Here is a 22,915-nt window from a genome sequence, read left to right as displayed (position 1 = left end):
CACGCCCTGGCTCGGTGACGTGGCTAGATACCGCGACGCTGGTGGACACGACCGGCGTCCATGGCAGCGACGCGCTCGGCGTCGACCCCATCGGGCACCTGTTGCGGCAGTCCCACGTCCCACCAGCAGTCGCAGGAGGACCACTTGGTGGGATCGATATCGACCACGATGACGTAGGTACGCGGGCTCTCCTGGGCACGCTCGTAGGCGGCGCGGAAGTCGGCGATGTCGCCAAGGTGCTCGCCATGGGCGCCCTGGGCACGGGCATGCTGGAGAAAGTCGACGCGCACCAGTTCATCTGCCTGACTGCGACAGTCGGCCAGCATGTTGTTGAAGGAGGGATTGCCGCTGTTGTTCTGCAGCTTGTCGATCACCGCGTAACCGGCGTTGTCGCACACCACCACAATCATCTTGTGGCCGGTCAGCACCGAGCTGTAGATATCGGAGTTCAGCATCATGTAGGAGCCGTCACCGACCAGCACCACCACATCGCTGTCGGGGTTGGCGATCTTGGCACCCCAGCCGCCGGCGATTTCGTAGCCCATGCACGAATAGCCAAACTCGATGTCGAACTTGCCAAGCTGACGGCTCTGCCAGTTCATGTTGAGCTCTGCCGGCAGACCGCCGGCGGCGGTCAGCACGGTGTCCCCCGGTTGCTGCACCGTATTGACTGCGGCGACCACCTGGGCGTAGGACGCCACCTGGCCGGGCGTGATCTCGCCGCGCCGAGCGCAAAGCGCCTTCCACTCGGCCGCCAGCGCCTGTGCGCTGTCCAGCCAAGCGGCGTCTGCCTGCCAGTCGCCCAGAGCGTCATCGAGCCGCGCCAGACTGTGCCGGGCATCACCGACGACCGCCAGCGCCCGATGCTTGTACGCATCGGTGGGTGCCACGTTGAGCGACACCATGGCAAGGTCCGGATGCCGAAACAGCGACCATGACCCGGTGGTGAAATCCTGAAGCCTGGTGCCCACGGCCAGCAGCAGATCGCAGTCGTGTGCCAGGGCGTTGGCCGAGTCGCTGCCGGTGACGCCGACAGGTCCCGCGTTGCAGGGGTGTGACTGCAGCAGCGAGGCGCGACCGGCGATGGTCTCCACCACCGGGATGCGGTGGCGCACGGCAAAGTCCGCCAGGCGCTCGTTGGCCTTCGAGTAGTGCACTCCGCCACCGGCCAGAATCAGCGGCCTTTCGGCCTTCTTCAGCAAGGCGATGGCCTCGTCGATGCTGCGGCTGTCGGCTTCCGGGCGGCGAATTCGGTGCACGCGCTCCTCGAACAGCGCCTCGGGGTAGTCATACACCAGCCCCTGCACGTCCTGGGGCAGCGAGATCAGCACCGGCCCGCAGTTGGCGGGGTCCAGCAGAGTTGCCACCGCCGCCGGCAGCGACTGGATGATCTGCGCCGGGTGGGTGATGCGATCCCAGTAGCGGGTGACGGGCTTGAAGGCGTCATTGACGCTCAAGCCCGGCTGATGAGGGTGCTCGACCTGCTGCAGCACGGGGTCCGGCAGACGGCTTGTGTGGGCATCACCGGCCAGCATCAACAGCGGCAGGCGGTTGGTGTGGGCGATGCCGGCGGCGGTGATCATATTGGTCGCGCCCGGCCCGATGGAGGTGGTGGCGATGCCGATCCGCTCGCGCCGATTGGCCTTGGCATAGGCCACCGCCGCCATCGCCATCGACTGTTCGTTCTGCCCCCGCCACAACGGAATCACGTCCTGGATGCGGTTGAGCTGCTGGCCGAGGCAGGTCACGTTACCGTGACCAAAGATGGCAAAGCCGCAGCCAAACAGCGTATCGATGTGTCCGTCCCGCTCGACCTTCTGGGCCGCCAGAAAGCTGGCAATGGCCTCGGACACCGTCAATCTTGTCGTCTTCATTTCTTTCTCCCGTCATCCCGAAGGCTGCATCGAAGTACCGGCGAACGGATGAATTCCGTCTTCCGGACGCTGACGACTGGCCCATGAATATCTCGTTCACTGTGATCGCTCGCTGTGAGCGTTCATTGCGATCGCTCGCTGCGGTCACCGACAGCGCAAACCCGCTGCAGACCTTCACCGCACCATGTCTTGCCGCGCTGCTTGCCGCACTGCTTGCCGCACTGCATGAAAACGTTTTCATTCGTCGTCAAAAAAGAGAGGCTGACACTTGCCCTCTGCGTGCTGGCCCTGGCGCTCTGCGCGAATCCGTCAGCCGGTGGCTAACCCGCTACCCGTGCCAGGCGCTCCTGGGCTAGACCAGTCCACCATCCACGATAAAGGTCTGGCCGCTGATCATCTGGCTGTCGTCTGCGGCAAGAAACAGCACCATCCGGGCGATATCCTCTGGCTTGACGCGCTGGTGGAGGCTCTGATTCTCGAGCACCTGCTGCTCGAGCTCCGCGCTCCACCACAGGGACTTCTGCCGCTCCGTGATCACCCAGCCTGGCAGCACGGTGTTGACGCGGATGCCGGCGTCGCCCATGTCCCGGGACAAGGTTCTGGTCAGCCCTATCGTGGCCGCCTTGGCACTGGAGTAGGCACAGATATCCCGTGAACGTCGCATGAAGCTGGGGGAGCTGAAGTTGATGATCGACCCGCCCCCGGCCGCTTTCATGCCGGCGAAGACGGCCTGGCAGGCAAACACCGCGTGGCGCAGGTTGGTCGCCTGCAGGTCGTCCCAGGTGTCGACGTCCAGTTCACTCAAGGGCACACGGGTGTCCCGCGCCGCATTGTTGACCAGCACCTCGACCGGGCCGAACGCGCCAGCCGCCTGCGCGATCGACGCCCGCAGCGCTTCGATGTCGGTCACGTCGCAGCGGGTAAACGCCACCTGGCCGCCCTGGCGCTGCAGTCGTTGTGCCAGTAGTGATCCCGCCTGCTCGTCGATATCGATGAAACTGACGCAGGCCTTCTGCTCGCAGAAATGCTCGACCAGGCTGGCACCGATACCGGACGCCCCACCGCTGATGAACACATGGCGCCCCTCGAGGCTCGGATACCGTGCATAGCTGTCCAATCGAAAACCCTCCACATCACCTGGATGTTCTGTCCTGCTTCATCTGCGACACCTAAGGCTCTCAATAACCTGCCTTTCCCGTCGCCTCGCGCTGCATCTCCTGCAGAATGCTGCTCGAACCTGCCACCAGCATTCGCGCATCCGACGACACCGTCACCAGATCGCATCCACGGGCCAGCATTTCGCGGGCGTGTGCCGCGCTGCCGTTATGGATACCGACGATCTTTCCCTGCTGGCGACAGCCATCGACCAACCGCTGAATGATGGCGTCAAGTTCGCTATCGTCATGGTCGAACCCCGGCGTCTTGCCGTGGGACAGTGCCAGATCCGCGGGACCGATATAGATACCGTCGAGGCCTTCCACCGCGAGGATATCCTCGAGATTCGCCACGCCTTCCCGGGTCTCGATCATCGCCAGCACCAGCAGCTCGTGGTTGGCATGGGTGACATAGTCATTACCGGCATAGAGCATGGCGCGGTGGGGACCGAAGCTGCGCACACCCAGGGGCGGATAGCGGCAGGCCGCCACCAGTGCCCGCGCATCCTCGGCACTGTTGATCAGCGGGGCGATGACACCGTAGGCCCCGGCGTCCAGCACCTTCATGATCAGCCCCGACTCGAGACTCGGCACCCTGACCAGCGGCACCGTCGGGGTGGTCGAAATGGCCGTCAACATCTCCACCAGCTGGGGGTAGTCGATCAACCCGTGCTGCATGTCGATGGTCAGGCTATCCCAGCCCTGGTGGGCCATGACCTCGGCAGAAAAACCGCAGGGCAACGACAGCCAACCATTGACCACGCCCGTGCCTTCCTTGATGTGCGACAGAATTCGATTGGTTCTCATGTTCTGCTCCGTATAGGGCTCACAAGAATGCCGGAGGGGAAGACGGCGCCAGCTCGGCGTGTCGGCTCGCGCCGCCGAAGGTCGAGACCGGCACACCCGGCACCTCGACCTCCAGCGCAAGGACGCTGCCGGACAGCGGAAACGCCGCCAGATCGGCCTCGGACAGTCCCTTGCGCAGGGTGGTGACAAACAGGGTCTTCATGTCCGGGCCGCCAAAGCACGGCATGGTCGGCCCCGTGCATGGCAGCGATACCTGTCGCGCCAGACGCCCGCGATCGTCCCAGTAGTTGAGCACGCCGCCGAACACACCGGCGCTCCAGTACCCACCTGCGACGTCGGTGGCGCCACCGTCGGGACGTCCGTGCACGGCGGGATCGGTCACCGCCATGACCCGGGGCGCCCCCATGGCGCCGCTCTCCAGGCAATAGTCGGCGACATAAAGGGTGTCGCGGCGCGTATCGCTGAAGTAGAGACGGCGGCCGTCGGCGCTCCAGGCCAATCCGTTGGCAACGATGAATCCCTGGTGCAGACGTGTGGTCTCGCCCGAACGGGACACGCTGTAAAGAGAACCAAGCGGGCGCGACCTGCACTGCTCGTCCATGGTCCCCACCAGCAGACGCCCGTCGGGGCCTACCTTGCCGTCATTGAAGCGTGTGCCGGCCAGCGGCTCGCCGGGAGGACAGCAGAGAAACTCGAGCGCGCCGCTTGACGGCTCGAAAAGATGGATGCCCGAGCGCATCGCCACCACCAGGCGGCCATCGTCGCAACGACCAAAGGAGCCCAGGGTTTCCGGCAACACCCAGCGCTGGCGATGACCATCCGCAAGGCGCCAGGACTCGATCGCCGGGGCGTAGAGGTCGGCCCAAAGCAGGCACCCCGTCTCGGCGTCCCAGACCGGCGATTCGCCGAGCTCGGCACGACTTTCGATCAGCACTTCGACGCTGGTCATATCCCCTGCTCCTCTGTTGGCAACGCCTCCGGCCACGCCGGGCGACGTACCGGGCGACGTACCGGACGACGTACCGGGCGAAGTAAAGAACGCTGTCCCATGCTCAGTAGATGTCCGGCTCGGGAATGCTGCCGGGCGCCCCTTTGGCGAAGTCGAAGTCGCAGCCTTCATCCGCCTGGGTCACGTGCGCCTTGTACAGCGCGGCATAGCCATGCGGATGGCGATCTGCCGGCGGCTGCCAGTCTTCCAGGCGACGGCGGATCTCCGCCTCCTCGACCAGCAGGTCCAGGCGCCGATTGGGCACGTCCACCGAGATGATGTCTCCGGTCCTGACCACCGCCAGGGGGCCGCCGACCGCCGACTCCGGCGTCACGTGCAGGATGCAGCTTCCGTAGCTGGTGCCGCTCATGCGGGAGTCCGAGATGCGCAACATGTCACGCACCCCCTGCTTGAGCAGCTTGCCGGGGATCGGCATCATCCCCCACTCCGGCATGCCAGGGCCGCCCACCGGCCCGCCGTTCTTGAGCACGATGACGCTGTCGGCCGTCACCGGGAGATCCTCGTCGTCGATGTGTGCCTTGAGCTCGGCGATGGTCTCGAACACGAAGGCCGGCCCCTGGTGGACATGCAGCCGCGGATCGGCCGCGGTCGGCTTGATGATGGCGCCCTTGGGCGCCAGGCTGCCGCTTAGCACGGCGGTCCCGCCGGAACTGTTGACCGGTTCCTCAAGCGAGTGAATGACCTCCGGTCGCCAGACCCTTGCCCCCTCGATATTGTCGCCGAGGCGGCGGCCTGTGACGGTCATGGCATCGAGCGCCAGCTCCTCGCCGATCGTCGACATCAGCGCCGGCAGTCCCCCGGCGTAGAAGAAGTCCTCCATCAGGAACTCACCGGATGGCTTGAGGTTCAGCACCAGAGGCACGCGTCGCGATATCTCGTTGAAGCGCTCCATCGGCAGGTGAATGCCGAGGCGCCCCGCCATGGCGACGAGATGAATGATGGCGTTGGTGGAACCACCGATCGCCATGTCCACGGCGATGGCATTGTCAAAGGATGCCTCGCTCATCACGTCGGTGGGCTTGAGGTCTTCCCACACCATGTCCACCGCCCGCTTGCCGCTGGCGAAGCAAATCCGTGAATGGTTGGCGTCCACCGCCGGGATGCTCGAGGCCCCCGGCAGGCTCATGCCCAAGGCCTCGCCGATCGACATCAGGGTGGCCGCGGTCCCCATCGTCATGCAGGTCCCCGCCGATCGGGCGATACCGTTCTCGATGTCGTTCCAGTCGGCCTGGGAGATGTTGCCGATGCGACGCTCGTCCCAGTACTTCCAGACATCGGTACCGCTACCCAGCACCTGCCCGCGAAAGTTGCCACGCAGCATGGCACCGGCCGGTACGTAGATGGTCGGCAGATTCATCGAAATGGCGCCCATCAGCACGCCAGGGGTGGTCTTGTCACAGCCGCCCATGACCACGGCGCCATCCACCGGGTAGCTTCTCAAGAGCTCTTCCACTTCCATGGCCAGCATGTTGCGATACATCATGGCGCTGGGCTTCATCAGCTGTTCGCCCAACGATATCGCTGGCAATTCCACCGCAAAGCCCCCGGCGGCGGTAATCCCGCGCTTGATATCCTTGACCCGCTCGGGAAAGTGGGAGTGGCAGGTATTGAGATCATTCCAGGTATTGATGATGGCGATCACCGGCTTGCCGACGAACTCCTCATCCCAATAGCCCATCTGCTTCACTCGGGAACGATGTCCGAATGAACGAAGATCATCCCGCTTGAACCAGCGATTACTGCGCAGATCATCCACACTTTTCGCGTGCATTGCGTTCTCCTGAGCCACACTTCAGCCTCACCACTTTGGCCGTCCTGCCGGTTATTGTTGTGTCACCACCGCCATCCCGTACGGGGCGGCGTTACATCCAGCCCCTGATGGGGTATCGAAGCCAAATGCCTAGGGGGATGTTGCTGGCATCGCCACCCACTCCCCATTGGCATTGGTCGATGCCAAGGCTGTCGCCACGAACTCCACCCCGCGCACCCCCGCACGGAGGTCCGGATACCAGTACGCCAGGGGGTCGGCTCTGGTCCCATGACGCGCGGCATCAATCACCTCGAACAGGTCGCTGTACAGGCTGGCAAAGGCTTCTCGGTAGCCCTCCGGGTGACCAAAGGCCACACTCGATACCCGCCGGGAGGCCGGGTGCAGTCCTGGCGCGCCCTTGGACAACCATTGAGGGGCGTCGTCCAGGCGTCGGAACAGCAGCTTGTCGGGATTTTCCTGGTGCCACTCGAGGCCGCCCTTGCTGCCGAAAATACGAAAGCAAAGGCCATGCTCGGCGCCGGCAGCCGCCTGGGTGATCCACATCATGCCCCTGGCGCCATTGGTGTAACGCAGCATCAGGTTGGCGTTGTCATGGGCCGTGCGCTCGGGCACCACTGCGACCACATCGGCGCTGACTTCACGGGTACTGAGCCCCGAAACGTACTCCAGCATGTGGAAGGCATGGGTGGCGATGTCACCCAGGATCAACGATTCGCCCGCGACGGCGGCTTGCATATGCCAGTCTTCTCCCGCCACTTCGGCATCGCTCATCCTGGCCAGGTGACCCTGGACGTAGTCGCACTGGAGCTGTCGAATCTCGCCCAGTTCCCCCGCCTCGATCATGGCCCTGGCCTGACGCACCATGGGGTAGCCGGTGTAGCCGTAGGCCACACAGAAGCATCGCTCGCCTCGTTTCGCCAAGGCTTCGAGTGCCCGCGCTTGCGCCAGGCTATTGGTCAGCGGCTTTTCACACACCACGTGAAAACCCAGCTCCAGCGCCAGTCTTGCCAGCGCAAAGTGCGAGTCATTGGGGGTCAGGATGGCGACAACCTCGGCGCCGTCCTCACGGGCGGCTTCCTCGCGCAACAGCGTCTCGCCGTCGCCATAGCCACGCGCAACGCCCAGCTGCCGTGCCTGTTGTAGCGAACGGTCGGCGTTCGACGACAGCGCCGCTGCCACCAGCTGGTAGCGCCCATCCATCTGCGCCGCCGCCCGGTGAACCTGACCGATAAACGACGCAACGCCACCACCGATCATCGCCAGCCGCAGTGGACGGGCTGCCCCGGCTTCGCCGGATGCCTGCGGCGAGGCTTGCCCTGCCATCGGCAAGGAAGATTGGGCCGAGGTATCGCAGGCGTCAGACATCGGTCGCTGTGTCATGTGTTGAACCTTTTCAAGAACCTTTACCGAAAGCCTTTATCGAGCGCCGCTATCGACTAACTTTATCGACTAACTTTATCGATCAACTTTATCGATGCTGAATGGCAGACACTCGAGCCTTGGAGCTTGGAGTGGACGACACCTGGTATCGATGGAACTGGTATCGGCGCCCTCCTTCATGTGGACCGAGGCTAGCGCATCAAAAACGCTTTTGAAAACGTTTTCATCGCGATTTATACCAAGGATTAATTCACGAAAAACTCATCGTATCGGCTCGTTCATCCTCGATTAACACGGACCAGGCCAAGCGATCTCTTACATAAAAAGGAAATCTCTTCAAAAAATTTTGCGATTACATTTACACCTGGATAAGCGATACCCGAACACAAGGACACCAATGTCGTCGACACGGAGCGTGCAACACACTTCCCTCGACGCCACATGATTCAGCGCGATCATCCATTGCGTACAGGCTGAGGGCTCACCGCCGAGACACCGCCCTGCTCAGTGGCGGCAAAAAGGAGAGTTCATGAAATGACGGGATTGGCTGCAACTACCAGAAGCGAGAAAAAGCGAAGGCCTTACTCAGAGATATCGCCAACTGTTCAAGTCATCGACGCACACTCAATCAGCCATCCCGCCTGCCCACGGACAACCGGGAAAGATGGCATCCTCAGGTGATGCGACGGGTCGTGCTGCGCTGGACAATATGACAGGGCAACAGGACGCGATCGGCTGACACGGCGGGCCGCTGCACACGCTCGAAAAGCCCCGCCACCGTCCGTTCCACCATGTCACTGAACGGCTGGCGAATGGTCGTCAGGTCAAACGACCGACTGGAGGCAAACTGAATATCATCGATGCCGACCACGCCGACGTCGTCAGGGACCCTTAACGAAAAGTCATGGCGGATCGCATCCAGCCCACCACAGGCCATGATGTCATCGAAGTAGAAGATGCTGTCGGGCATACCGGGGGTGCTGTTCAGCAGCTCGCAGGTGGCCGTGTAGCCTGCCTCGTAACTGTGCCTCAGGCCTTCGGCATGGCCATGCAGACGCTGTCCACGCTGCTCGAGTCGCTGCGAGAAACCACGCAGGCGATCCTGGGTGGCCTGCTCGTTGGAAGAGGCTCCGACATAGGCCGGTCGACAATAGCCGCTGTCCAGGAGGTGATCCGCCGCCATCCGCCCCATCTCCTCGTCATCACAGGTCACCACCAGAGCGCCGGAATCCGGCGCATCGCGCCCGAAGACCGCCACCGGGGTCCTGTGCTGCTCGCAGGCTTCGACCAGTTCGGCAGGCACCGAGGCGGACGTCACGATCAGCGCATCCACGTGATACTCCATCACCAGGGAGACGGCCTCCTCGATGCTCTTGGCGGTATTCACGTTGATCAACAAGGTGTGGCAGTTGTAGCGCTGAATGGCGGAAGAAAACTCGCTGAGAATGGCGAGATAGGCAGGGTTCTCGAAGTTGGTGACGAGGATGCCGATCAGACTGGAGCGCGACTTGATGCCACGTGCCAGGCGGTTCGGCTTGTAGCCAAGACTGTCTGCCACCGCGAGGATTCTGCTGCGCATCTCGGGGGAGCTGCTGCCGTTGGGATTCATGGCGCGTGACACGGCCGCGATCGACACCCTGGCCTCGCGCGCCACGTCGGTGATGGTGACGCGCCCCGACGGCGACCGGTCGCTCGTTTTCGTCATGCCAACTACTCCTTTGCGAGCTCGCTTCCTCGGATCACCCAACCGCGGCGACTTCAGGCCCCTCGCGACATTCTACAGCGTCTCGAGCGTCGCACACCGTCGCCGAACTGCGCACCGCCTCGTTGCACTGGCGAATCCCTTGATGGACACCTTGGCTCACCTTGAAATCCAGCAGCCTGGATTGCCAGCAGAAAATCCGATTGTTGCACGCGCGTTTGACGACAGTCACCTGCATCATTGCGGCGCAATCTTGCCTAAGCTTTATCTCAACAACGATTCTTTAAAGCACAGTTTCTGCTAGATGCTCTCACTCCGGCAACTTCAACGATGGCAATTGAATGACGTGCACGCTGATCCCGGCGACGCCGTCGAGGCCATGGCGCGAGCCAGCTGACCTGGGCTGCTTGCCCTGGTAGGCGTAAGGACTCACCGGCGAGCACCTACATAAACCACGACTAGCCTGAATGCCTGGATCTGCCGGCATCGCGGCACAAGAAAAGCAAAAACTGACCAAGGTACGCTATGAAAAATCCAGTCTTGATGGGCCTCGTCCTGCTTTCGGTTTCCCTGCCTGCCATGGCCAGGGACGTGACGGGTGGTGTCTACGTCGCCACCAACAACGCCGACGAGAACTCGCTGATCGCCTGGCGCCAGTTTGACGATGGCACCCTGGAGAAAGTCGGCGAGTACACCACCGGCGGCACGGGCAACGGCATGGATGGCGGCCTCGACCCGCTCGGTTCGGCCTACGGCGTGTGGCGTTCGGCAGACAACCGCAACGTACTGGTGGCCAACGTCGGCGACGGCACCCTGTCGTCACTTCACGTCGAAGACGACCTGACGCTGACGCTCAACAATGTGGTGGATGCCGGCGGCGCCAAACCCAAGGCCATCGACGGCCATGGCGACATCGTCTACGTCGCCAGCACCGATGGTGCCAACGATGAGCCGGGGGTGATCAAGGGCTTTACCATCGATGGCGATGGCAACCTGACCGAGATCCCCGACTCCGTTCGGCCGCTGGACGATTCTCCGGTCAGCATGGAGTTCACCGAGGACGGCAAGTACCTGACGCTTGTCGGCTTTCTTACCGGCATGGTGCATGTCTACGCAGTGGACGACGAAGGCCTCCTGTCGCAGGAGCCGATCTCGAGCCTCGAGTCGCCGCACCTGAGCGAGGAGCGCTTCTTCGCCCTGCCCATCGGCACCAAGCTGGTCACTCGCCCGGACGGTCACAGCACCCTGCTGGTGACCGAAACCCGCTATATCACCCAGGGCTACCAGTTCCACCCGTCCTCCGAGGAATCGAAGGCCAAGTATCCCTTCCTGCAGGAATACGAGGGCCAGACCGGCTCCATGTCGTCCTACGACATCGACGAGAACGGCAAGCTGACCCTGGTGTCGGCGGATGTGATGACTGGCGACGACATCTGGGGTGGCGAGCAGGCCGCCTGCTGGGTCACCACCTCGGAAGACGGCAAGTACGCCTGGACCACCAACTCCCATACCTCGAGCCTGTCGACCTTCAGCGTCGATCCCGAGGACGGCAGCATCGCTCTGCTGGAAGAAGCCGCCTACCGCGCCGAGGATTACAACGAGTATTTCGCCGACATGGACCTGAGCGCCGACGGCAACTACGTCAACATCATCAGCGGCAACACCGGCAAGACCTGGGTGTTCGAGATCCAGCACGATGACGGCAGCCTGAGCGTGGTCGATGCCTATCCCGGCAGTGCCGAAGTCCACTCCTACGGGCTGGTGACCATCCCGCTGCCCCAGGGCGGCTAGGCGACTTTTCGGACAAGGACTAGGGGGCGGCGACCAGAGCAGAAAGCTATGCCACAAAGCTTCGCCAGGAAGCTGACCAAAATCGCCAGATCAGCCGGGTAGGTAAAGTAGCTAAAATGGGGGCCGTGCTGACACGGCCCCCTTCTCTATTGCAAGCAGCATAAAAAACTCAACTCGTGCGCGGTGCTTCCCGGCTCGAGGCCGCAGGCCATAGATCCAGCAGCCGATGCAGTACCGCCATCACCGCCAGGGTGACCAGCAGTGCCACGCACATCGAGCTGAACCGATAGACGGCGTCGACGACCAGATCCTGATCGGGTCTCAGGTACTGGCCAAACAGGATACCCAGGGTCGTCAGCCCGCCGAAGCCGATGCCGGAGCCGGCGTTCTCGATGACGTGCTCCCGTGCGAACAGCAAAAGACCGATGGCGTAGGCCAGCAGCACCAGAAGCAGATGGTCGCTCTTGGTGAACAGCACCATTTGCAGCACCAGTGCCAGGTTGCAGCCCAACAGAGTGCCGATGGCACGACGCCAGGCCGACATCCGGGCGCCATGGTAGCCGAGGGCAAACAGGATCAGGATGGTCGCCATCTGCGCGGACAGGGAGTCGCGCAGATCGAGCAATTGAAACACCAGAAAGGACAGGGTCGCGGTCAGCGCCCCGATCAACGCCTGATGGCGCTTCAGCGCCGCCGTCTTGGCCTGACGTGGTGGCGGCTGTCGCGGCGTGACATCGGGAAACAGCCAGTGCATCAGGGCGGCGATGGCCACCGCCAGAAAACTCGCCACGGTGTTGCTGGCCAGCAGATCGAACAGGTCGAGGTCGGGGTAGCTGGCAAAATGCAGCATGATGCTCAGGGTCAGCACGCCGTTGGCGCCGAACACGAACAACGGCCCCCTGGCCATCAGGGTGAAGCGTCCCAGGAACATCAGGAACACCAGTCCCGTCATCACCACCGGCAGATGCTGGGTCAACCCCACCACCAGGCTGATCTCGACCACATTGAGGCAGGCGTTACCCAGGAACTGGCGCACCACATGGGCGTTGAACACCGGAATGATCCCGAGCAGAAACATCGGAAAGACGGTGAAGAAGACACCATAGTTCCAGTGCATCAGCTGGCTGATCAGAAAGCCGAACCAGGCCCCCACCGCGATACGCAGACACTGGCGCAGGCCGTTGTCGCTGAGCTTCGAGGCCTTCGGTTGCTGCTGCCCTGACGACGCCGGTGGCTGCTTAATAGACGACGCCCGTAGCTGCTTGGTAGACGACGCCCGTGGCCGCTTGGTAAACGACGCCGGTAGCCGGTTAATAAACATAATGCAGCCAGGACATCAGCCGAATCTGCAGCGCCCCCAGCGGATGGGCCAGCGGGTGCTCCCCGGGAAACAGCTGCACCGTGGCGCGGGAGCCGGTGGGTAGACTCGTCGGTGCGTCCCCGGCCAGCGAAAGGTGCAGGCGAAGGCGCTGGGCGTCGCGCAGCCAGCGGTCGGTGGTGGGGATGTCGGCCAGGTTACCGTCGGCGCTGATCTGTCCGTCGTAGACCCCGGCGTCGCGCTTCTCTACCCGGGCGGCAAAGACCTGGCCGGGCATGGCGTCGAACACCACCCGGGCCTCGTCGCCGGCGGTGACCTTGCGCAGGCTCTTCTCGCGGAAATCCGCGATCAGTTCGACCTCATCGGTGATCAGCGCCAGCGCTGGCTGTCCCTGGGTGGCGTAGTCACCCACCTCGAGTTGCAGGTTGCTCAGCGTGCCGGAATGCTGGGCCCGCACCAGGGTGTGGTCGAGATCGAGCTCGGCCTGCTCCAGGGCGTTGCGGGCCTGACGCAAACGCAAGTTGGCCTCCCCTTCGGCACCCAGTTCGGCCTCCAAGCGCGCCACTTCGGCCTCGGCGGACTTGACCTCGGCCTGGGCCTGACGGTCGGTGGCTACCAGGCCATCAAGGCGCTGGCGCGAGATGCTGTTCTGGCTGATCAAGCGCTCACCTCGCCGGCGCTCCTGGGCGCTCTCCTGGGCCCTGGCGCGGGCCGCTTCGAGGGCGGCGCGGGCCGATGCGATGCTGGCGCTCAAAGTCGCGTTCTGCTGGCGGGCTGCCTCCCGTTCCAGTCGCGCCTGCTCAAGCGCCAGCTCGAAGGGCGCGGGGTCGATACGAAACAACGGATCACCCGCCTCGACATGGTCGTTATTGCTGACGTGGACCCGCTCGACGGGGCCGCTGACTTCCGGGGCGATACGCACCACCGGGCGCATGACCCGCGCCTCCGGGGTCATCGGCATGTAGGTATCTGCCACCACAAAATAGGCAAACATCAGGACGAACATGCCCAAGGCCAGGCGAACGATCCACCTGAAGCGCTGGTCGGGGGTCATGGTATTCCTCTTGGTTACACGACGGGCTGACTTGACGGGCTCACGTGACGGAGCCGCTCGGTATTTGACGAAGGCGTCCCCCGTCGACCGGCCGCGTAGACTAGCACTTTGTTAGCCTGTTAACAATATTGAGACCCTTCATGCACCCTTCCTGAACCTTTGCCGATTCGGGCAGTCGTACCCTTCGACGTGCTCGACCAGGCGTAGCGACTGCTTACCCAGGCAGTCGCCCGACACCCGACATGCTCGACCCACAAGGATGATGGAAATGCAGCGACGTGACTTCCTCAAGGCGGCCACCGCCCTCAGCGCCTACGCCCTGCCAATCTCCCCGCTGCTGGCCGCGCTGGACCAGCGGCTCATGACCACCGGAGAAAAGGTCTCCTTCGACTACGCCTGGCTGAAAGGCTTCGCCCGCCATCTGTCGGGGCAACCTCACCAGGATCACGAAGGCGAACTGCCCGACCAGCTCAAGTCCCTTTCCTGGGACGACTACCAGGCCATCGGCTACCGCGCCGACCACGCCCTGTGGAGCAACAGCGACGCGCCCTATACGGCCCAGCTGTTTCACCTGGGTCGTGGCTTCACCACCCCGGTCAGGATCTACCAGGTCAGCCAGGGACAGGCGCAGGAACTGGCCTACGACCCGGCGCTATTCAACTTTTCCAATGCCGATGGGGATAGCGTGGTCGATACCGATACGCTATCCGAACGCCTCGGCTTCGCCGGCTTCCGCCTGCACCATCATCAGGACCCCAAGCGCGATATCGCCTCCTTCCTGGGCGCCAGCTACTTCCGTGCGGTCAGTCAGAGCATGCAGTACGGCATGTCGGCCAGGGGCCTGGCTATCGACACCGCCGGCAGCGAACCCGAGGAATTCCCCGATTTCACCCGCTTCTGGCTCGAACAGCCCGAGGGTGAAGACAAGCTCATCGTCTACGCCCTGCTCGAGTCGGAGAGCACCACCGGGGCCTACCGCTTCGATATTCGTCGCGACGTCGAAGGCGTGGTCATGGACGTGGCCGCGACCCTCTATCCGCGCAAGACGATCGAGCGTCTGGGCATCGCGCCACTGACCAGCATGTACCTGGTCGGCGAGAACGATCGTGACGTCAACTATGACTGGCGCCCGGAGATCCATGACTCGGATGGGCTGTCGATCCACACCGAAAGCGGCGAATGGTTGTGGCGCCCGCTGGTAAACCCGCCCCAGCTTCGCTACAACGCCTATTCCGCCACCCATGTTCAGGGCTTCGGCCTGGCCCAGCGCGACCACGACTTCGACCACTACCAGGACGATGGGGTCTACTACGATCGCCGACCCAGCGTGTGGGTCGAACCTACCGAGGGCTGGGGCGAAGGCAGCGTGGACCTGGTGGAGCTGCCTGCCAAGGACGAGACCTTCGACAATATCGTGGCCTACTGGCAACCCAAGGCCCCGGTGGAGGCCGGCCAGGAGCTACGCTACGCCTATCGTCTGAGCTGGTACGACCTGCCGCCACAGCAACCCAGCCTGTCGCGCTGCGTGGCGACCCGTACCGGACTAGGTGGCGTCGTCGGCCAACGTCGCGAGTACTTCAGCTGGCGCTTCGCCGTGGACTTCCGCGGCGGCCCCTTCCCCTTCGATGACGCAAGCGAGGCCGAGGTGGAGCCGGTCATCGAGACCAGCGCCGGGCGCGTCGAGATCACCTCGGCCCGACCGCTGGACGCCATCCAGGGCTACCGGGCCATGTTCGATGTGGTACCACCGGACGAGGGCACCGAGCCGATCAATCTGCGTCTGTATCTGCGCGATAGCGAAGGCAAGCCGCTGTCGGAGACCTGGATCTACCAGTGGACGCCGCCGCCCGGCGATGAGCGCGAGTTGCATAACCCCGATCACTTGTAGTCGCCCCCCCACCGACGATGCGGGGCGCCCTCCTTCCTTGATGACAAGTTGCCAGTGCCAGGCCACAATGTAGCTACACAGTGGCTACCAATGAGAAGGAGACATTCATGGGTACCGATACCGTGGTCCGAGCTCGCATCGACAGCGAGACCAAAGAGCGCGCCACCGCCGCCCTCGATGCCATGGGCCTGACCGTGTCCGACGCCATCCGCCTGCTGATGCTGCGGATCGCCGACGAAAAGCGCCTGCCGTTTGCGGTGCAGGTACCAAGCGCCACCACGACCAAGGCGCTGGAAGAGCTCGAAGCCGGAAAGGGCAAGCGCTTCGATAGTGCGGATGCGCTGTTCGACGATCTAGGCATCTAATGCTGACCCCAGTTCGCTCGAGCCAGTTCAAGCGAGACGTAAAGCGGGTCCAGAAGCGCGGCAAGGACATGGAAAAGCTACGCCGACTGCTGGGCCTGCTGCTTGAGCAAGCGCCCTTGCCGGATACCTACCAGGATCATGCATTGCAGGGAAACTGGAAGGGTTACCGAGATGCCCATATCGAGCCAGATTGGCTGTTGCTGTATCGCGTCGTGGATGACCAACTGCAATTGGCCCGGACAGGTAGCCACGCAGATCTCTTCCGCGAGTAGGCTAGGGCTTGTCTGAAAAGTGCCTGCGCTCGGTAATACGGCGTTAAAAATCGGCTGGTGCGCCAGCCCGGTCAAAATGCTCATTTACACCCCGTAAACTGCGCTTTCTCACCAATTTTTGCCTTGTCTAACCTTCGCTCGTCGACTTTTCGAACAGCGCCTAGCCTGAAACCCTTCCCCGCATGGCGGTTCCCGACACCACGACACAGGGTAATTCCCCTGCTCTCATCCTTTGCTCTTCCCCCTCAACTCAGCCGAATTGACCGCGTGGCGCCGCTTCCGGCATGATCGTGGCTGCTAGATCACTCCAACCTCTCAACAAAAACAAGGCGCTAGGCGGCTACCATCGTAAAGTGACGGCCCGCCGAGAAGACGCCATTTCGCTGAACACCACCAAGGAACCCCCATGACACGCCACATCGCGCCCCGCCCCCTTGCCCTGACCACCCTGGCCGCCAGCATCGCTCTGTCCACTGCGCTTGCCACGTCCGCCGCCCAGGCCAACGACTTCGCCGACATGGACCCGGTCAAGCTGCGCCTGGCCCACGTGGTCAACGAGCAGGACGGCTTCCATATCGCCGCTACCAAGTTCGAGGAGCTGGTCGAAGCCCGCACCGACGGCAAGGTCGACGTCGAGATCTTCCCCAACGCCACCCTGGGTGATGAGCGCACCCTGCTCGAGGGCATGCAGATCGGCACCGTCGACATGGGCGTGATCACCAACGGCCCGGTGGCCAACTTCGTCGAGCCCATGGCGGTATTCGAACTGCCGTTCCTGTTCGCCTCGCCCGAGGAGGCCTACTCGGTACTCGACGGCCCCATCGGCCAGGAACTGCTCGACAGGCTGGCCGACGTCAACCTCAAGGGCCTGGCCTACGCCGAGCGCGGTTTCCGCAACCTGACCAACTCCGAGCGCCCGGTGGCAAGCCCCGAGGACATCGACGGCCTGCGCATCCGCGTCATGGAAAACCCGGTCTACGTCGACACCTTCCGCGAACTCGGCGCCAATGCCGTGCCGATGGCCTGGACCGAGGCGCTGACCGCCATGCAGCAGGGCACCATCGATGGCCAGGAAAACCCGATCAACGTGGTCCACTCGTTCAAGCTCAACGAGACCCAGGACTACATGACGCTGTCGCGCCACACCTACGCCCCGGCGATCTTCGTCATGGGTATGCCGTCCTGGCAGAAGCTGCCCGAGGCCGCCCAGGAGGTCGTCGAGGCCGCCGCCCAGGAAGCCGCCGAGTACGAGCGTGAGCAGAACGCCGCCATGGCCGAGCAACAGCTTGCCGAACTCAAGGAAGCCGGCATGCAGATCGAGGAGTCCCCCGACATCGCCGCCTTCCAGGACGCCGTCGCTCCGGTCTACGAGACCTACGGCGAGCAGTTCGGCGACTACCTGCCGCGCATCCAGGAAGCGCTGAAGGCCGGGGAGTCCAAGTAAGTGCTGTCCCTGCTCGAACGCCTTGAGCGGGGACTCGACGCCGTGACACGCCCGGTGGTGTTCGCCGCCATGGCGGCGCTGATCGGCGTCATCTCCCTGCAGATCATCTCCCGGGTAGCCTTCACCGCGGTGGGCTGGACCGAAGAGGTCGCACGCTTTCTGCTGGTCTGGATCACCTTCCTGGCCGCTACCCTGGCCTACCGCGCCGGTCGTCATATCGCCGTGACCTTCGTGGTCGACGCCCTGCCCGGCCTTGGCGGACGAGTCGCCAGGATCATCGCCCACCTGGTGGTGCTGGCCTTTCTGCTGGCGCTGATCATCATCGGCTGGAACTACATGCAGTTGCAGAGTTTCCAGAAGTCGGCGTCACTGCGCCTGTCGATGACCTGGGTCTACGCGGTGATGCCCCTGGCAGGCGCCTTGATGGCCTTCACCACCTTGGTGGCGATCGTGCGAGAGCTCACCGGCCAGACGCCGGCGAGCCCGCAGGAGGTGGCGTGATGCTGTTGCTGTTCATCTCCTTCGTGGTGCTGATGCTGATCGGCGTGCCCATCGCCTTCACCATCGGCGCCAGCACCCTGGTGACGCTGGTGGTACAGGGCACACCGCTCGCCGTGGTGCCCCAACAGATGTTCCAGGGCATAAACACCTTCGCCCTGGTCGCGGTGCCGATGTTTATCCTCACCGGCGACCTCATGGCCCAGGGCGCGGTCAGCCGCAAGCTGGTCGACTTCGCCGACAGCCTGTTCGGCTTTCTCAAGGGCGGGCTTTCGCTGGTGTCGGTACTGGCCGGGATGTTCTTTGCCGCCATCTCAGGCTCCGGTGCGGCCACCACCGCTGCGGTGGGCTCGAGCCTGGTGCCGGAACTCAAGCGCAAGGGCTATGACCCGGCCTCCGCCGCCAGTCTGATCGCCGCCAGTGGCACCATCGGCGTGGTGATCCCACCCTCGGTGCCGATGATCATCTACGCGGTCATCGCCCAGGAGTCGGTGTCGGACCTGTTTCTGGCCGGCTTTCTGCCGGGGCTGGCCATGGGTCTTGGCCTCGGTGCCATCGCCCTGGTCCAGGCCCACCGTCGCCAGTACCCCCACGGCAGCCCGCTGTCGCTGGCGACCATCTGGCGGACCCTGCGTGCAGCAAGCTGGGGGCTGATGACGCCGGTCATCATCCTCGGCGGGATCTTCTCGGGGGTGTTCACCCCCAGCGAGGCGGCGGTGGTGGCGGTGGTCTACGCCCTGCTGGTGTCGCTGTTCGTCTATCGCGACCTGACCTATCGGGACGTGTACGCCGTGATGATCCGCTCGGCGATCACCACCTCGGTGATCATGCTGGTGATCGCCACCTCGGCGGTGCTCAGCTGGACATTGTCCAGCGCCCAGGTGCCGGCCCAGATCGCCCAGTCGGTGCTGTCGCTGTCCACCGATCCCTACGTCATCCTGCTGCTGGTGGTGGCGGTGATCCTGCTGACCGGGGTGTTCATCGAGACCGCCAGCGCCCTGATCATCCTGACACCGGTATTGCTGCCGCTGGTGACCCAGCTCGGCATCGACCCGGTGCACTTTGGCCTGATCATCGTGGTGGGGCTGGCGATCGGCATGATCACACCCCCTGTGGCGATCAACCTGTACGTGGCCTCTTCGGTGACCCAGCTGCCGCTCGAGCGTATCACCCGTGCCATCCTGCCCTACCTGCTGGGGCTGATCGGCGTGCTGTTGCTGGTGGTCTACGTGCCCCTGTGGCTCTCGTCCTGACGCCGGAGGCGAGAAGGCCGGTTTAGCGCCAACCAGCGAGCCGCGGATGCTGTCACCAGGATCCGCGGTTTTTTCTTTGCTGCCACAGCGCCATACTGGCGATGGACCGCTTCATCGGCGACTCCTTTGCAGCTTCACCGTACCCTGACATCCGGAGCCTTCATGTCCCTTCGCCTGCCTGTCGTTGCCCGCCCCGGCCTTCGCGCCTTCCTGCACCAAGCAAGGATCGGCCTGCCGAGCCGCGCCATGATCGCCGCCATGATCGCCGCCCTGCTGCTGGCAAGCCTCGCCGGCTGCACCACCTACACCTACGATGACGGACACAAGGAGACGGTCTGGGGCGTTCCCCCGGTGGATGAGCACAAGACCGAACAGGAGCGCCAGAACGAAGGCGTCAAGTATCGTGAACCGGGCGTTATCCCGGAAGAATGATCGCCCGATTTGCTCCCTCATTTCACCGGTGGTACAGGCCTCGCCAGGACCTGCTGATGCTCAGGTGCTGCCGCCCTTCACCAGGGTGAATCCCAGATCCCGGATCGGCCGTTCCGGGGTCTTGCCGGACAGACGCTCGAGCAGCAGTTCCGCCGCCTGGGTGCCCATCTCGCTACGGGCCACCGCCAGGGTGGTCAGCTTCGGCGTCAGGTGCTCCGCCAGCGGCAACCCCAGATAGCCCCCCACCGCCAGCTCCTCGGGAATCCTGATGCCCTGGCGGCTTGCCGCCAGCAGCACGCCGCTGGCGACGATATCGTTGGAGCAGTGGATGGCGTCCGGTCGCGGTGTCATTGCCATCACATCCTCCAGCGCTCGTACGCCGACCTCGTAGGACGCCGGCTCGTGGTACTCCAGCACCCCGCCACAGGCCGCGCCCGCCTCCTCCAGCGCCCGCTGGTGGCCCTCCAGGCGCTGTGCCGCCCGGTAGTCATGCCCCAGGTGAGAGCCGACGAAGGCGATACGCCGATAGCCCTGCTCAAGCAGATGGGACGCCATAGCGTGACCCAGGGCGACGCCATCCACCCCCACGTTCATGTCGATGGGGTCGTCGCCCACTTCCATGATCTCTACCACCGGGCGTCCCCAGTCCCTGAGTCGCGAGATCACCCGGGGGCGGTGGCGCAGACCGGTCAGGATCACCCCGGACGGCGAATAGCCGAGCACCGTATCGACCAGACTGGCCTCGCGGTCCAGATCCCAGTCGGTGGTGGCCAGCAGCATCTGATAGCCCGCCGCCTCCAGTCGCTTCTGGATGGCGTCGATGACCTCGATAAAGGTCAGGATGGCCAGTGACGGCACGATCACCGGGATTACCCGGGTGCCCGCTGCGGCAAGCCCCCCGGCGATCAGGTTGGGCACATAGCCAAGCGCCTCCACCGCCGCGTCAACACGCTCCTTGACCTCGGCGGAGACTCGCCCCGGCGTATTCAGCGCCCGCGATACGGTGATCGGCGCGACCCCCGCCTGCCGGGCCACGTCGGCCAGGGTCACTCGGCCCTTGCCCCGGTGGCGCTTGCGTGAGCGAATTTCCTGGCTGTCCATTGGCGTCCTTCCTCGAAGATTCCTTTGGCCACAGTGTAACCCAAGACCAAAGTATGGGTAGCGCTACCATCTTAATGGTAGCGCTACCCATGCAATGTCGGCTACCTTTCGACTACGCCTCGACGCAATAGCGTCGTCGGACGATACGCCCCGAGGAGACAACGACAATGAACGCACGCAGCCTCACCCCCCTTGCCCTGGTCACCGCCATCTCGCTCGGCGCCGCTGGCACCGCCGCCGCCGAAGACCTGGCCATCGCCATCCACACCGACCCGTCCCACGCCATGTTCAAGATCGGCGAGCGCCTCAAGGACACCATCGAGAGCGAGTCCGATGGCGAGCTGACGGTGACCCTGCTTGGCACCGAGGTCGGTGGCGAGCGCGACCACCTGGAAGGCGCCAGCTACGGCGAGTACGCCATCGCCCTCGGTGGCTCCATGCCGATGACCCTGTATGCCCCCGAGTTTGCCGCCGCCGACCTGCCCTTCGTCTACGACTCCAGTGACCAGGCGCGCAAGATCTACGAAGGCGAGATCGGCGAGGCGCTGAATCAGAGCCTGATCGCCAAGGGCAACATGCGCCTGGTGGGCCTGTCGGCACGCAACCCCCGCAACCTGACCTCAAAGACCCCGGTCAAGACCCCGGAGGACGTCAGCGAGGTGCGCATGCGCGTGCCGGAGATCGCGCCCTGGGTCGCGGTATGGGGCGAGATCGGCGCACTGCCGAGCCCGATCGCCTGGCCGGAGGTCTACACCTCGCTGCAGACCGGCGTCATCGACATGCAGGAAAACCCGGTGGACAACATCTACGCCGGCAAGCTGTTCGAGGTGCAGGACTATGTCAGCCGCACCGAGCACGTCTACTCGTTCTTCCACTGGCTGATGAACGAAGACGTCTATCAGGAACTGTCCGACGAACACCGTGACATCGTCCTGTCCGCCATCGACGACGCCACCACCTGGGGCGATCAACTGGTCAGCGATGGTCAGGCGGAGCTGTTTGAAAAACTCAAGGAAGAAGGCATGGAGGTGGTCGAGCCCGATGTCGCCGCCTTCCGCCAGGCCGCGCGCCCCGCCGTGGAAGAGATCGCCCAGGACTACGACCCGGCCGTTCGTGACTATGTGCTGTCACTGATCCAGTAAGTCCGAGGCGGCGCTAACCCCGAAGGCGTTGTTGCCTCGAGGGTTGGCACAGCATCTGACCGTCCCACGGGGCCTCGCCGACCGAGGCCTCCCTCCCTTGAGTCAAGTCCCCGCCACCCGGCGGGGGCAACGGAGTGTCCGATGACCTCATCTCCTACCCTGTCCCGGGCACTGGGTGCTTTCTGGTGGTTGTTGACCACCGTGGTAGTCGGTGCCTTCGGCCTGATGCTGCTGGTCATGGCCATTCAGGTAATCGCACGCTATGCCCTCGGCGTCGCGGTGCCCTGGACCGACGAGGTTTCCCGCTATCTGTTCCTGGCGGAGATCTTTCTCGGTTCGGTGCTGGCGCTGCGCTACCAGGAACACATCCGCATCACCGTCGTCACCGACCTGCTGCCAGCGGGCGCCCAGCGCTGGGCGGCGGTCGCCGCCGACGCCATCAGCATCCTGGTGCTTCTGATGATCATGGGGGGCGCCTTCAACATGATGGAGCGCACCGCCGGCATCTTCGCCAGCACCTTCGACATGAGCTTTTCCTACCTGTACCTGATGCAGCTGGTCGCTGCCGGCCTGATGGCACTGCTGCTGGTGGAGGACCTCGTCGTTCGTCTGCGCGGCAAGCCTTCCACCTTGCCTGACGAACCCAAGGAGTAAGACACC

Annotated in this window: 22 protein-coding genes; 11 read left to right on the top strand and 11 right to left on the bottom strand. The window is 63.7% G+C overall.

The annotated features are described in order from the left end of the window. Positions 1–23: 23 nt before the first annotated feature. Positions 24–1,874: a 3D-(3,5/4)-trihydroxycyclohexane-1,2-dione acylhydrolase (decyclizing) gene (gene iolD, locus RBB39_RS04660; protein ID WP_045994830.1), complete on the bottom strand. Its 1,851-nt coding sequence runs from the start codon at positions 1,872–1,874 to the stop codon at positions 24–26. An 83-nt stretch (positions 1,875–1,957) separates the two neighbouring features. Between iolD and RBB39_RS04655 the strand changes: the two genes are divergently transcribed. Next, positions 1,958–2,230 (top strand): hypothetical protein, encoded by a 273-nt coding sequence (locus RBB39_RS04655; RefSeq protein ID WP_157033131.1) that lies wholly within the window; start codon positions 1,958–1,960, stop codon positions 2,228–2,230. Here RBB39_RS04655 and RBB39_RS04650 read toward each other — a convergent pair. From RBB39_RS04650 to RBB39_RS04620, 7 genes are all read right to left on the bottom strand, one after another. Next, entirely contained in the window at positions 2,227–2,991 is a 765-nt protein-coding gene (locus RBB39_RS04650; protein ID WP_157033130.1) for an SDR family NAD(P)-dependent oxidoreductase, read from the bottom strand. The two genes, RBB39_RS04655 and RBB39_RS04650, sit on opposite strands and share 4 nt — an antisense overlap. Before the next feature lie 61 nt (positions 2,992–3,052). Beyond that, positions 3,053–3,835 (bottom strand): HpcH/HpaI aldolase/citrate lyase family protein, encoded by a 783-nt coding sequence (locus tag RBB39_RS04645; RefSeq protein ID WP_045994828.1) that lies wholly within the window; start codon positions 3,833–3,835, stop codon positions 3,053–3,055. 19 nt (positions 3,836–3,854) lie between these two features. Then, a complete protein-coding gene (locus RBB39_RS04640; RefSeq protein ID WP_045994827.1) occupies positions 3,855–4,784 on the bottom strand; it encodes an SMP-30/gluconolactonase/LRE family protein in 930 nt (309 codons plus the stop codon). A 103-nt stretch (positions 4,785–4,887) separates the two neighbouring features. Next, on the bottom strand, positions 4,888–6,615 hold the full coding sequence (gene araD, locus RBB39_RS04635) for an L-arabinonate dehydratase (RefSeq protein WP_045994826.1): 1,728 nt from the start codon (positions 6,613–6,615) through the stop codon (positions 4,888–4,890). A 129-nt stretch (positions 6,616–6,744) separates the two neighbouring features. Continuing rightward, complete coding sequence (locus tag RBB39_RS04630; RefSeq protein WP_253029035.1) at positions 6,745–7,995, bottom strand: Gfo/Idh/MocA family protein; 1,251 nt, start codon at positions 7,993–7,995, stop codon at positions 6,745–6,747. A 673-nt stretch (positions 7,996–8,668) separates the two neighbouring features. Continuing rightward, positions 8,669–9,700 (bottom strand): LacI family DNA-binding transcriptional regulator, encoded by a 1,032-nt coding sequence (locus tag RBB39_RS04625; RefSeq protein WP_045994825.1) that lies wholly within the window; start codon positions 9,698–9,700, stop codon positions 8,669–8,671. Positions 9,701–10,007: 307 nt separating this feature from the next. Next, complete coding sequence (locus RBB39_RS04620) at positions 10,008–10,130, bottom strand: hypothetical protein (RefSeq protein ID WP_287164521.1); 123 nt, start codon at positions 10,128–10,130, stop codon at positions 10,008–10,010. Positions 10,131–10,222: 92 nt separating this feature from the next. Here RBB39_RS04620 and RBB39_RS04615 point away from each other — a divergent pair, with 92 nt between their 5' ends. Beyond that, positions 10,223–11,488 (top strand): beta-propeller fold lactonase family protein, encoded by a 1,266-nt coding sequence (locus RBB39_RS04615; protein ID WP_083970645.1) that lies wholly within the window; start codon positions 10,223–10,225, stop codon positions 11,486–11,488. 169 nt (positions 11,489–11,657) lie between these two features. On the opposite strand, the gene RBB39_RS04610 is transcribed toward RBB39_RS04615, so the two are convergent. Beyond that, positions 11,658–12,809, bottom strand: coding sequence for a DUF2955 domain-containing protein (locus tag RBB39_RS04610; protein WP_083970644.1), 1,152 nt, complete (start codon positions 12,807–12,809; stop codon positions 11,658–11,660). Beyond that, positions 12,799–13,860, bottom strand: a complete 1,062-nt coding sequence (locus RBB39_RS04605; protein ID WP_045994823.1) for an HlyD family secretion protein — start codon at positions 13,858–13,860, stop codon at positions 12,799–12,801. Before RBB39_RS04605 ends, RBB39_RS04610 begins: the two co-directional genes overlap by 11 nt. Positions 13,861–14,128: 268 nt before the next feature. On the opposite strand from RBB39_RS04605, the gene RBB39_RS04600 reads away from it, so the two are divergent. The 7 genes from RBB39_RS04600 to RBB39_RS04570 all read left to right on the top strand — a co-directional run bounded on the left by RBB39_RS04600 (position 14,129) and on the right by RBB39_RS04570 (position 20,012). Continuing rightward, positions 14,129–15,748 carry a glucan biosynthesis protein gene (locus tag RBB39_RS04600; protein ID WP_045994822.1) on the top strand — a complete coding sequence of 540 codons (1,620 nt, stop codon included), beginning with the start codon at positions 14,129–14,131 and terminating at the stop codon, positions 15,746–15,748. 107 nt (positions 15,749–15,855) lie between these two features. Further along, entirely contained in the window at positions 15,856–16,113 is a 258-nt protein-coding gene (locus tag RBB39_RS04595; RefSeq protein ID WP_045994821.1) for a type II toxin-antitoxin system RelB/DinJ family antitoxin, read from the top strand. Further along, a complete protein-coding gene (locus RBB39_RS04590) occupies positions 16,113–16,385 on the top strand; it encodes a type II toxin-antitoxin system mRNA interferase toxin, RelE/StbE family (protein WP_083970643.1) in 273 nt (90 codons plus the stop codon). The genes RBB39_RS04595 and RBB39_RS04590 overlap by 1 nt, the downstream gene beginning before the upstream one ends. A gap of 406 nt (positions 16,386–16,791) precedes the next feature. Beyond that, positions 16,792–17,829: a TRAP transporter substrate-binding protein gene (locus RBB39_RS04585; protein ID WP_253029036.1), complete on the top strand. Its 1,038-nt coding sequence runs from the start codon at positions 16,792–16,794 to the stop codon at positions 17,827–17,829. Then, positions 17,830–18,330, top strand: a complete 501-nt coding sequence (locus RBB39_RS04580) for a TRAP transporter small permease (RefSeq protein ID WP_239452596.1) — start codon at positions 17,830–17,832, stop codon at positions 18,328–18,330. It begins immediately after the preceding gene. After that, the gene (locus tag RBB39_RS04575; RefSeq protein ID WP_239452597.1) at positions 18,330–19,580 is read left to right on the top strand and encodes a TRAP transporter large permease; all 1,251 of its coding nucleotides are present in this window, start codon (positions 18,330–18,332) and stop codon (positions 19,578–19,580) included. The genes RBB39_RS04580 and RBB39_RS04575 overlap by 1 nt, the downstream gene beginning before the upstream one ends. Positions 19,581–19,742: 162 nt before the next feature. Continuing rightward, positions 19,743–20,012 carry a hypothetical protein gene (locus RBB39_RS04570; RefSeq protein ID WP_315900842.1) on the top strand — a complete coding sequence of 90 codons (270 nt, stop codon included), beginning with the start codon at positions 19,743–19,745 and terminating at the stop codon, positions 20,010–20,012. 60 nt (positions 20,013–20,072) lie between these two features. Here RBB39_RS04570 and RBB39_RS04565 read toward each other — a convergent pair whose 3' ends face one another. Next, positions 20,073–21,113, bottom strand: coding sequence for a LacI family DNA-binding transcriptional regulator (locus tag RBB39_RS04565; RefSeq protein WP_108133746.1), 1,041 nt, complete (start codon positions 21,111–21,113; stop codon positions 20,073–20,075). A gap of 167 nt (positions 21,114–21,280) precedes the next feature. Here RBB39_RS04565 and RBB39_RS04560 point away from each other — a divergent pair, with 167 nt between their 5' ends. Continuing rightward, entirely contained in the window at positions 21,281–22,255 is a 975-nt protein-coding gene (locus tag RBB39_RS04560; RefSeq protein ID WP_045994306.1) for a TRAP transporter substrate-binding protein, read from the top strand. 141 nt (positions 22,256–22,396) lie between these two features. Then, a complete protein-coding gene (locus RBB39_RS04555) occupies positions 22,397–22,909 on the top strand; it encodes a TRAP transporter small permease (RefSeq protein WP_045994307.1) in 513 nt (170 codons plus the stop codon). Positions 22,910–22,915 lie beyond the last annotated feature (6 nt).

Origin of the sequence: Halomonas sp. MMSF_3323, from assembly GCF_030733595.1 — a bacterium.
Lineage (GTDB): Bacteria > Pseudomonadota > Gammaproteobacteria > Pseudomonadales > Halomonadaceae > Halomonas > Halomonas litopenaei.
The sequence above is the reverse complement of the archived record's forward strand: the minus strand, read 5'-3'. Positions and strand labels throughout refer to the sequence as shown.

Coding starts and splice junctions, on each gene's coding strand:
- iolD (WP_045994830.1), bottom strand. CDS start 1,874: ATGAAGACGACAAGATTGACGGTGTCCGAGGCCATTGCCAGCTTTCTG.
- RBB39_RS04655 (WP_157033131.1), top strand. CDS start 1,958: ATGAATATCTCGTTCACTGTGATCGCTCGCTGTGAGCGTTCATTGCGA.
- RBB39_RS04645 (WP_045994828.1), bottom strand. CDS start 3,835: ATGAGAACCAATCGAATTCTGTCGCACATCAAGGAAGGCACGGGCGTG.
- RBB39_RS04640 (WP_045994827.1), bottom strand. CDS start 4,784: ATGACCAGCGTCGAAGTGCTGATCGAAAGTCGTGCCGAGCTCGGCGAA.
- araD (WP_045994826.1), bottom strand. CDS start 6,615: ATGCACGCGAAAAGTGTGGATGATCTGCGCAGTAATCGCTGGTTCAAG.
- RBB39_RS04630 (WP_253029035.1), bottom strand. CDS start 7,995: ATGACACAGCGACCGATGTCTGACGCCTGCGATACCTCGGCCCAATCT.
- RBB39_RS04625 (WP_045994825.1), bottom strand. CDS start 9,700: ATGACGAAAACGAGCGACCGGTCGCCGTCGGGGCGCGTCACCATCACC.
- RBB39_RS04615 (WP_083970645.1), top strand. CDS start 10,223: ATGAAAAATCCAGTCTTGATGGGCCTCGTCCTGCTTTCGGTTTCCCTG.
- RBB39_RS04610 (WP_083970644.1), bottom strand. CDS start 12,809: ATGTTTATTAACCGGCTACCGGCGTCGTTTACCAAGCGGCCACGGGCG.
- RBB39_RS04605 (WP_045994823.1), bottom strand. CDS start 13,860: ATGACCCCCGACCAGCGCTTCAGGTGGATCGTTCGCCTGGCCTTGGGC.
- RBB39_RS04600 (WP_045994822.1), top strand. CDS start 14,129: ATGCAGCGACGTGACTTCCTCAAGGCGGCCACCGCCCTCAGCGCCTAC.
- RBB39_RS04595 (WP_045994821.1), top strand. CDS start 15,856: ATGGGTACCGATACCGTGGTCCGAGCTCGCATCGACAGCGAGACCAAA.
- RBB39_RS04590 (WP_083970643.1), top strand. CDS start 16,113: ATGCTGACCCCAGTTCGCTCGAGCCAGTTCAAGCGAGACGTAAAGCGG.
- RBB39_RS04585 (WP_253029036.1), top strand. CDS start 16,792: ATGACACGCCACATCGCGCCCCGCCCCCTTGCCCTGACCACCCTGGCC.
- RBB39_RS04575 (WP_239452597.1), top strand. CDS start 18,330: ATGCTGTTGCTGTTCATCTCCTTCGTGGTGCTGATGCTGATCGGCGTG.
- RBB39_RS04570 (WP_315900842.1), top strand. CDS start 19,743: ATGTCCCTTCGCCTGCCTGTCGTTGCCCGCCCCGGCCTTCGCGCCTTC.
- RBB39_RS04565 (WP_108133746.1), bottom strand. CDS start 21,113: ATGGACAGCCAGGAAATTCGCTCACGCAAGCGCCACCGGGGCAAGGGC.
- RBB39_RS04560 (WP_045994306.1), top strand. CDS start 21,281: ATGAACGCACGCAGCCTCACCCCCCTTGCCCTGGTCACCGCCATCTCG.
- RBB39_RS04555 (WP_045994307.1), top strand. CDS start 22,397: ATGACCTCATCTCCTACCCTGTCCCGGGCACTGGGTGCTTTCTGGTGG.